Source organism: Endozoicomonas sp., assembly GCF_031844845.1.
Taxonomy (GTDB): Bacteria; Pseudomonadota; Gammaproteobacteria; order Pseudomonadales; family Endozoicomonadaceae; genus Endozoicomonas.
Window position 1 is genome coordinate 1 of the sequence record NZ_JAVRMB020000207.1, and the last position, 9786, is coordinate 9786.

The window sequence follows — 9786 nt, forward strand, 5'->3', positions numbered from 1 at the left end:
GACTCCCACTCTCGAGATGGATTCCCGCCTTCGAGGTTGTCGCAAAAGGTTGACCCTCCGTCTTTCCCGCGCAGGAGGCTGTCGCAAAACCCACCAGGAACCTCGTTCCCACGCTTTTAGGCCCTGTGGGTCCTGGCGCTACCACGCAGGACCCACAGGGCCTAAAAGCGTGGGAGCGAGGAGGGTTTTGCGACAACCGCCTTCGCGACGATGACGGTCGGGGGGTGTTTTGCCCTTTTGCGACACCCTCCTTCGCGGAAAAGACGGAGTGGGTGAAAATCGGGGACTTTTTTTTTATAAAAAGTGTTGTTTGAATTTAAGTTGGATAAGAGGTCTGGTTTTTATTGCTATGTCTAATTAAGCGCCCGTAGGCGAAGAGGGAGAGAATCAATCCTCTCTCCATTTAGAGAGTAAGTTCCACCTTTTGCAAAAGCTTCTTTACCGGAGCTGCCAGTCCCAATTCAGGTGGTTGATTCAGCGCAAACCAGCAATAGGCGTCACTGTCTTTTATCTCCGGAGCAGCATTTTGACCCGGATACTCAACAAAGGTCAGTGCCGGGGTAATATCCAGATGATAGTGACTGAAGGTATGGCGAAAAGATTGCCAGAAGTCGCAGTTGTTTAACGTCAGACCCGTCTTCTCGAAAGTCTCTTCTGTAATCTGGTCCGGGTCTGAAATCTCGGGAAAACTCCAGAGTCCACCCCAGATGCCAGTGGGTGGCCGTTTTTCAAGCAGAACCTCGCCATACTGGTTGACTACCATCAGCATAACCGTTGATCTTTCCGGTTTGTTTTTCTTTGGCTTTGATTCCGGGAACAGCTTCTCCTGACCGGTTTTATGGGCTATGCAGTTATCTTCTAATGGGCAAACGTGACAGGCGGGTTTACTCCTTTTGCAAACCGTCGCTCCCAGATCCATCATCACCTGGGAGTAATCCCCCACTCGGTTTTCAGGTGTCAGTTTATCGGCAATTTCCCAGAGTTCATTGGCAACACGCGTCTGCCCTGACCAGCCATGGATGGCAAAGTAACGGGTCAGAACCCGTTTAACATTGCCATCCATAATGGGCGCCCTTATTCCCATACTGATGGATGCAATAGCCCCGGCAGTTGAGCGACCAATACCTGATAGTTCCATCAATTGCTCGACGGAGCGGGGAAACTCTCCTGAAAAATGTTCAACGACTTTTTTGGCGGCCTTATGCAGATTTCTTGCACGACTGTAATAACCTAACCCGCTCCAGTAATGAAGTACTTCATCTTCATGTGCTGTCGCCAGATCAGTGACTTCTGGAAATCGTTCCATAAACTTCAGAAAATATGGAATAACGGTGGTTACTTGCGTTTGCTGGAGCATGATTTCACTGATCCAGACACGATAAGGGGTTTTATTCTGCTGCCATGGAAGATGCTTACGACCATGGTTGTCGAACCAGTCCAGTAACTTTTGACTGAATGTGTCGTCTGAAAATACTTCTCTTCTTGTCATTAAGGGTGTCGTTAAATTCAAATACGTGAATTGATGATCGGCTTCAGGGAAGCCGATCATATTAATAGTTATTTAAAGAAACCCTTTAACAGATCCTTTACTGGCCCCTGAATCTTATCCTCTATCTTTTTCTTCAGGCGGTTTTCTGCAATGTCGGCAACGGTTTCTGTCAGCCGTCTGGTATCAATGCCGCATTTCAAAGCGTTGAGATCGCCATGGCAGCGAACTGGCCAGGTAACGTTAACGTACTCTTTATTGATCTGGCAGGCAGGGTCGCTGTCCGGTGCTTCTTCACCACGAATGTTGAGGCCCATACGATAATCCAACTGGCGGTTAACAAGATTTACGTAGCCATCGCCTTTCAGGTTCATATAAGCGAGGGAGGCAATCAGGTTATCGTTGCTGGCGACGCCATTTTTAATAACAAACGTACCGCTCAGATCGGTAAACTCTGTAGAGGTTTCCCAATCTGTTGCTCTCAGTTCTTTCTTGCGAATTTTGGCAACCCCCTCACACACCATTTTGTCAAAATTGGCATCGGTGAACAGTCCTTTATCGATCTGGAACTGTACGTCACCGTTAAGGTTCTTTGTCAGTGCGCTGGTATATTGTCCATGGGTGTTTACTTTCATATTGGCGTTAACATCGCCTTGCAGCGAAGCAAGGTCAGGGATTGGCCTGGACAATGCTTCAAGACTGATGTTTTTCAGTTCAGCAGATACCGCCATTTTTGGTTTTCCAGACTGACGGACATCCATATTAGACGTCATATCAATGGTGCCCTGATAAAAGCGGGAACCAATGTTGACTTTTTGTTTACCCTTAGCCGCTTTTATAGACAGTGAAGGCTGTTCAAAAATAAATCTGGCAACAGTGAGCGAGGCCAGCTTCATCGAGCCATCAAGATTAAGTCCGCGCAGCATTTCTTCCGGAATAAGTGGGTGCTCTTTGCCTGACGATGGTTTTTCTGGACTGGATTCAGTGGGTTGATCTTCCTCAGAGGGCTTTTTAATGGCTGAAGGCTTTTCACCCGCTGAAGACTTTTCACCCGCTGAAGACTTTTCACCCGCTGAAGGCTCTTCTTCATCGGCGGCCGGAGGGAGGTAATTGTCCAGGTTAAGGTCATTACCGGTAAAACTGAACTGCATATCACCCTGATCAATGCTGGCCATTTTGAAGTTGCCATCAAGGGCAAAGCTATCTAGCTGTAGTTGCAGTTTATCGGCGTTCAGGCTTTCGCCGTTGGTATTGAAGTGGCTGTTAAAGGAAAGCCTGGTCAGGGCATTGGGATCTGACATTGGGGGAAGCTGGATCTGAATCTGATCAAGCAGTTTGGCCAGATTGAACTCAGCGACACCTACATTACCTTTAACAGTAAGGGGTGTCTGCTGATACAGAATATTCCCTATGATGCTTAGGCTTTCGGCGTTGGGTACGTCTGGGCTGGCACTAACCTGCAGATTTTGGATGTCATAACTACCTGCTTCCAGATTAAAGGTCATAGCACCACTGATCAGTGCATTCAGCACGAGATCGGGAACAGAGATATGGGCTTTCAGTTCAAAGTCGAAGGGGTGCTGATTGCGAATGGCTCCAGTGGTTAAGCTGGCCTGATCGATGATGTATTTTTTGTTAGTCAGTTGATCATCGTAGCTAACCAGTAGCCCACTGACATTAACGCTGGCGATATCCAGCATGAGTGGCGATGAACTTTTTTCTGACTCAGGAACCAGTGCAGACTCTTTTTCTTTGGGTGGTTCTTGTCCTGGTTGCTGGCTGGAAGTTTTTGGGGCGCTTACCTGCCAGTTTCCTTCACCTTTACTGTTTTTAACCAGAGTCAGCTCAAGACCTTTCAGCTCAAGGGTCTGCATTTCAACCCGTTTGCTCAACAGTGGGATCAGCTTTACGCTAACACCGGCAGAGCCCAGCTGAGCCAGTTGAGAGTTATCGGCACCCTCTACAGAAACATTCTCAAGAGACAGACCAACCCAGGGGAAAATTGACCAGTCGATAGGGCCATTAATACTGACTTTCAGTCCCGACTGGTCATACACAAGCTGGGTTATTTCATCACGAAACTGGTTAGGGTCAATAAAACGGGGCAAAAGTGCCGCAGCAATGACACCCAGCAAAACCACTGCCGCCAGCAGAACGGCAATGAACTTGAGAATGCGGTTCATGAGTAGCCTCGGGATCTGAAGTTTGGAAGAGTTGTAGTAACAGGCAACTATCTTACCATCAGCCGATGGTAAGATAGATAGATTATGAAGGGATTAAATCAGAATTACAGGCTGGCGATTTGCTGTTTTTTCAGCGTTTTAAGGGGGCGGGTCCATGGGTGCAATACCAGGGCAATGTTTTTCATTGCCGGTGACTTCAATGCCATGATGGCTGCCTGACTGTTTCTGTATTGTCCCTGAACAAGGACATACCAGTCTTTCTGATTGCGCCTGACATGAACGGTCACAGCAGAAGCGAGCTCAGGAAATCGCTGCTTGAGCCTCTCTATTGACGCCCTGTTACTGGATGAGAACCACTGAATGGTATAACTGTTATCAGGGCTATCGAGCAGCGAAACAATTTGCTGGTTATTGTCTGCTTTTTGCTGACTTTTAACTGGCTGAGGGCTTATCTCAGGTTGATAGCCTCTGTTGATCTGAGGTGAACGAGCGGTGTTACTATCCTGATAGGTAATCATTTTCTGCCGCTGTTCATAGGGTTTCCGTTCTTGTGAGCGTTCCCGGGTAATAGGTTGTGTAATATCTGCCTGTCTGCTGACAATGTAAGTTTTCTCGCCGGGATCTTCCTGACCAATCCATTGACGCTTTTGAATTGCTGGTTCAACTCTTGGTTCAGCCCATGCAAGAGCAGGCTGAGGCGCTGAGCCAACCAGGGATTGCAGATAAGAGACTTGCCTGACCTTTGGCGAGAAACGGGTAGAAATCCTCGATAATGATGGGGTCAACAGCGCATCCAGTGCCTCCGAACGATTCACGAAAAGCATACTGACCAACGCATAACGTTTCCTGTTTTTCTTCTTGTAATGAATGATCTGGGTATTTTCCAATTCACTGTAACGGAGCTTTGCTCTTTCCAGTGATGCCTTTCGACTGGCATTCATCCATTCAATGGTATAGCTCTTTGGGTTAGCCGTCAGAACATTCATTGAAGGCAGGGATGGCTCAGGTTCTTTAAACGCCGGTGGTTGTCTATAAACTGAAGGCTCTTTATAAGCTGAAGGCTCTTTATAAGCTGAAGGCTCTGCCACCTGGATATTTTGAATGTTGTAATCAACATCCTGTGGAGAATGTTGTTGTGGGATTCTGCTTCGATAGGCCGGGGCTATACTGACATACATTTCCTGAGGATTGGCTTGCTCAGGCAAAATCCGATAATTTTGATCATTATCATAACTGGAATATGTATCGCCATTAAACTCACTACCGTAGGGCAATGTTTCCAGGTCAGCGGCTTGTCTTTGATTATATGATTCCTGGTCACGGGTGTAATCGTTTCGACGACTATCTACGCTCAGACTTTGTTGAGGCTGTTGAGGGTAGTAAGCGTCTTGATACCGTGGTAATTGGTTGTTTTGCTCTGTGCTGTAAGAAATGTCGTAATTTACAGGGGTATTACCATTCCCTTGAATGGGTAATTCTGGCTGATATTCCTGTTGATAAGAGTCAGCCAATTGCTGTGATGGGTATTCAGGCTGAATAATGTCCAGCTTTTGAATACTGGCCATAGACCTTGTCCATGGATAAAGTTCCCGTGCCATATGGGATCTGGGCGGGGTGTCCAGCTCAGCCATTGCGGCCATACGGTTTGGGTAAGGGCCATCAAGAAGCACATACCAGACTTTTCCGGATCTTTTATACTGGGCAATTGTCGCGTTTTGAAGCACTGGGTAGCGTTGCTTTAATGCTTCCAGTTGTCCTCGTTCTTTTGCCGCCATCCATTGAAGAACATAATGATTACCCGGAGACTCCAGTAAACTCACTAATGGTTCTGTGATGTCGGTATTCGAGTGTAATTGATTATATGCTTCATCATAAGGGCTGGTAAAAGCCAACTTGGGAATCGTTGATTTCTGCTCTGCCCGTTTAGCATATTGAAAATCAGGCTTGGGCTGACGGCTCTGTCTGCTATCGCCCCGGCAGAGCCAATCATTATTAATACCGGACTGACAGCTCCAGGATACATTTGAGGCCAGTGGTTTTGGCGGCAACACAAGAGCATCTGCGACAGGTGCAGCCATTGAGCTAAGGACAGATACAATACAAAGCCTGAGATGCTTTTGTTGGAATCGACTAGTCATGGGAACCAGATCCTTCTGTGTTCCATTACACAATAAAACTGTTTGTCAAACAAAATCAACCCTTATAATAAATTAATTTCTTATTCTATATCTTTAATATTGATTTCGATTTTCATAATGAAGTCTATTATGTTGAGACTGATTTTTATTTTATCTGGGAAATAAAGGCTATTTCATGTTGATAGAATTTATAGTCTGCCAAAAGCGGGTTTTTATATGTTTAATCAATTAAAAGTATTTAAAAATCCAGTTTTGATAGTGGAAGGAAAACTCCTGCGTTCTCCTCAGGTTTCATAAAGGTTGTTGAAAAAATGTTGAGGAAAAAATAATGTGGAAAGTAAATTGCCCTGTTTCTTTGGTAGCAGGGCTGCTGGCAATGTTATTTACCGTTCCGTCATTGAGTATGGCTAATGAGTGCCTCCCTCCGTTTGATAACGTCAAACATCAGTACATTGTCGGCTACGGCAATATGCACTACGAACCGGCAATAACGTCAACCAGTGTCGGGTTTGAGCCTGGAGTACCCGTATGGGTCGATGGGTTCAGAAGAGGCTGGCTGACCCGTACCAGTCACGCTAACCATATAAAAGTCACAGATCTTGGGGTTATCCCTTTAGTGGGAGGCCGGTTTAATGGGGTTTTGATTGCCATGCCAGCCAATATGCTCAAATCAATGGATCGGCAGCAAAAACGGACCTGTCGTGTCCTGGTAAATCCCCGGCAGTTAACCCCCATGAATAATGAGGAAATGCCAAAAGACAGCCAGTTCTGGCTCTACCAGACCCAGAATAAATACCATGACAGACCTGCGGGCAGTTACCCCATTGTGATGTCTGATGTTGATGAGTTTCTGACCGGTTGTATCGAACAATCTGAGCGCTTCGGTCTGAAGTCGTTTGCGCAGGAGTGTGTGGCAACTACCTGGAACTGGTCATCTCACTGGGTTAATGACCGGTTGCACCCTTTGAAAGTCAAGCCTGCTCAAATTCGCAGGCAGCAGGTGGATGTACTACTTGGCAGTCTTGAAGGCAACCTTTATGAGCAGATCAGAGCTGAATAACAGGAATGCCCATAGGAATCGTCCTTAAATAATTTCCCCGTTTCAACGAACGCTGCCCGCTACCCGAAAAAGCCAGGGCCGTTTGTGCTTCTGCGGGGAGCGGGTAGCGGGAAGCGGCCTTTACAAGCTTTAGTAAAATGGGGAAATTATTCCGGGCAGATCCATAGCGACTGGAAAATAGTCTCTATATAATGGCTCACCATAGATCCCGGCAAACAATAGAAGACAACCCAACCGGAGAAGTTCATGGCTGAGCGCAAGGCCAGTGTTGAAAGAAATACACTGGAAACCCAGATTCGTGTAGCCATCAATCTGGATGGTACGGGTAAGGCATCCTTCGAGACAGGGGTGCCCTTTCTTGATCATATGATGGATCAGATTGCCCGCCATGGTCTTATAGATCTGGATATCAAGGCGGTGGGTGATAATGAAATTGATGATCACCATACCGTTGAGGATATTGGTATTACCCTGGGGCAGGCTTTTGCCGGGGCAGTGGGTGATAAAAAAGGACTCTACCGTTACGGGCATGCTTATGTACCACTGGATGAGGCGCTTTCCAGAGTTGTGATCGATTTTTCAGGAAGGCCTGGCCTGGAATTTAATATCGAATATACCCGGGCCATGATCGGCAATTTTGACGTTGACCTGTTTTTTGAGTTCTTCCAGGGCTTTGTAAATCATGCTGACGTCACACTTCATATTGATAATCTCCGGGGGCGTAATGCCCATCATCAGATAGAAACCGTCTTTAAAGCCTTTGGTCGAGCCCTGCGTATGGCGGTTGCCCTGGACCCTCGAATGGCAGGTCAGATGCCTTCCACAAAAGGCACCCTGTAGAAATGAAGACGGTTGCTGTTATTGATTATGGAATGGGGAATCTCCACTCGGTCAGCAAGGCCCTGGAGCATGTGGCTGATGCCAATACCCGGGTGATTGTTACCTCTGACCCTGAACAGATCCTTACTGCTGACAAGGCAGTCCTTCCCGGCGTTGGCGCCATCCGCGATTGCATGGCCGAGATACTCCGTCATGGCGTTGATGAAGTCGTTCGTGAGGTTATAACAACCCGTCCATTGCTGGGTATTTGTGTTGGTATGCAGGTACTGCTTGATCACAGTGAAGAAAATGGTGGTGTTGAATGCCTTGGTCTGTTGCCCGGAGATGTGAAGTTTTTTGGCAAAGACCTTCGGGATGGCAACGGGGATCGTTTGAAAGTGCCCCATATGGGATGGAGCCCGGTCAGCCAGATTGAGCCCTCTCATCCCCTCTGGCAGGGGATTGAAGATAACTCACGGTTTTACTTTGTGCACAGTTACTATGCTCACGTTGCCAATGAAGATACGGTGGTCGGGCGGAGTGAGTATGGCCTTGGATTTGATGTAGCCCTTGGCCATGAGAATATCTTTGCTGTGCAGTTTCACCCCGAAAAAAGTGCCGCAAATGGACTACAGCTGCTCGAGAATTTTTTGCAATGGAAGCCCTGAAATGGAAGCCATAAGATGTTAATAATTCCTGCGATTGATTTAAAAGATGGTGCCTGCGTCCGGCTGCGTCAGGGGGAAATGGATGACGCTACCGTCTTTGGTGATGACCCTGTAGCAATGGCCAGCCGGTGGGTTGACGCGGGTTGTCAGAGGCTTCACCTGGTGGATTTGAACGGTGCATTTGCCGGTAAGCCGGTAAACGCTGATGCGGTGCGTGGTATTACCGCTGAGTACCCTGATTTGCCGGTGCAGATTGGTGGCGGTATTCGTGATTTGTCGACCATTGAAGCGTATCTGGACTCCGGGGTTTCCTGGGTCATTATTGGGACTAAAGCCGTCACTGATCCTGATTTTGTCAAAGAAGCCTGCCGACAGTTTTCCGGGCATGTGATTGTGGGTATTGATGCCCGTGATGGCCTGGTGGCAACCGATGGCTGGGCAAAAATGACGGACATCGAAGCCATTACGCTGGCTCGTCAGTTTGAGCAAGATGGCGTCTCTGCCATTGTTTATACAGATATTGCCCGGGATGGCATGATGCAGGGAGTGAATGTTGAGGCGACCCGCCAGCTGGCTAACAGTATGGCGATTCCTGTCATTGCTTCCGGTGGTATCACCAATATGGATGATATCCGAGCCCTCAAAGCCGTTGCCCATGAAGGGATTGAGGGTGCGATTACCGGTCGTGCCATTTACGAAGGCACACTCAGCCTGTCCGAGGCTCAACGTTATTGCCTTGCTTAAGAAAGGCTCAAGGCTCTTTATTACTAGCTCAGGACTGCTGCGATGAATGATTCTGGTATTCCCCCCATGAACATGCCCGTTATTAATCGGGATGATAAGAATATGGCCGTTATGGCGCATCTTCTGCCGCTGTTCGGTTTTATGGTTCCGGGGGTGAATATTGTCATTCCTCTGGTGATCTGGTTCCTGAAGCGGAATAAGTCACTCTATATCGAGCACCATGCACGGGAGTCACTGAACTTCCAGATTACCATCAGCCTGTTGGTCGTTCTCTGGATTGTCCTCAAACTGATGCTGGTGGGTTTACTGTTATTACCGCTGGTACCCGTGATCGTCATTGTGGTGCTGGTTTTCTTGGTGCGGGCTGCCATGAAAGCGGGCAGGGGTGAGTTTTATCGTTATCCGTTGTCGCTGCGTCTGGTCAATTAGATAAGATTTTAGAAGGTTCCTCGTTCTCACGTTCTGAAGGTGTCGCAAAAGGTCTTAAACAACGTTTTATACCACTGTCGTCTTTTCTGCGAAGGCGGGAATCCATCGCGAGTAGTGGATCCCCGCCTTCGAGGGTGTCGCAAAAGGGCAAAACACCCCCCGACCGTCATCCTCGCGAAGGCGGTTGTCGCAAAACCCTCCTCGCTCCCACGCTTTTAGGCCCTGTGGGTCCTGCGTGGTAGCGCCAGGACCCAACCAC

8 protein-coding genes are annotated in these 9786 nt (G+C 47.8%); 5 read left to right on the top strand and 3 right to left on the bottom strand.

Going from position 1 to position 9786, the window contains the following annotated elements:
• Positions 1–403: 403 nt before the first annotated feature.
• The 3 genes from mutY to RM811_RS10785 all read right to left on the bottom strand — a co-directional run bounded on the left by mutY (position 404) and on the right by RM811_RS10785 (position 5807).
• Positions 404–1489: an A/G-specific adenine glycosylase gene (mutY, locus tag RM811_RS10775; protein ID WP_402523908.1), complete on the bottom strand. Its 1086-nt coding sequence runs from the start codon at positions 1487–1489 to the stop codon at positions 404–406.
• 68 nt (positions 1490–1557) lie between these two features.
• Positions 1558–3669: an AsmA family protein gene (locus RM811_RS10780; RefSeq protein ID WP_402523910.1), complete on the bottom strand. Its 2112-nt coding sequence runs from the start codon at positions 3667–3669 to the stop codon at positions 1558–1560.
• A 104-nt stretch (positions 3670–3773) separates the two neighbouring features.
• The gene (locus RM811_RS10785) at positions 3774–5807 is read right to left on the bottom strand and encodes an SPOR domain-containing protein (RefSeq protein WP_402523913.1); all 2034 of its coding nucleotides are present in this window, start codon (positions 5805–5807) and stop codon (positions 3774–3776) included.
• 328 nt (positions 5808–6135) lie between these two features.
• Here RM811_RS10785 and RM811_RS10790 point away from each other — a divergent pair, with 328 nt between their 5' ends.
• The 5 genes from RM811_RS10790 to RM811_RS10810 all read left to right on the top strand — a co-directional run bounded on the left by RM811_RS10790 (position 6136) and on the right by RM811_RS10810 (position 9527).
• Positions 6136–6867 carry a hypothetical protein gene (locus RM811_RS10790; protein WP_402523915.1) on the top strand — a complete coding sequence of 244 codons (732 nt, stop codon included), beginning with the start codon at positions 6136–6138 and terminating at the stop codon, positions 6865–6867.
• Between the two features lie 246 nt (positions 6868–7113).
• The gene (gene hisB / locus RM811_RS10795; RefSeq protein WP_402523917.1) at positions 7114–7707 is read left to right on the top strand and encodes an imidazoleglycerol-phosphate dehydratase HisB; all 594 of its coding nucleotides are present in this window, start codon (positions 7114–7116) and stop codon (positions 7705–7707) included.
• Between the two features lie 2 nt (positions 7708–7709).
• A complete protein-coding gene (hisH, locus tag RM811_RS10800; protein ID WP_402523920.1) occupies positions 7710–8354 on the top strand; it encodes an imidazole glycerol phosphate synthase subunit HisH in 645 nt (214 codons plus the stop codon).
• 15 nt (positions 8355–8369) lie between these two features.
• Positions 8370–9098: a 1-(5-phosphoribosyl)-5-[(5-phosphoribosylamino)methylideneamino]imidazole-4-carboxamide isomerase gene (gene hisA, locus RM811_RS10805; protein WP_402523923.1), complete on the top strand. Its 729-nt coding sequence runs from the start codon at positions 8370–8372 to the stop codon at positions 9096–9098.
• Between the two features lie 42 nt (positions 9099–9140).
• Positions 9141–9527 (top strand): DUF4870 domain-containing protein, encoded by a 387-nt coding sequence (locus tag RM811_RS10810; RefSeq protein ID WP_402523925.1) that lies wholly within the window; start codon positions 9141–9143, stop codon positions 9525–9527.
• Positions 9528–9786: the final 259 nt, after the last annotated feature.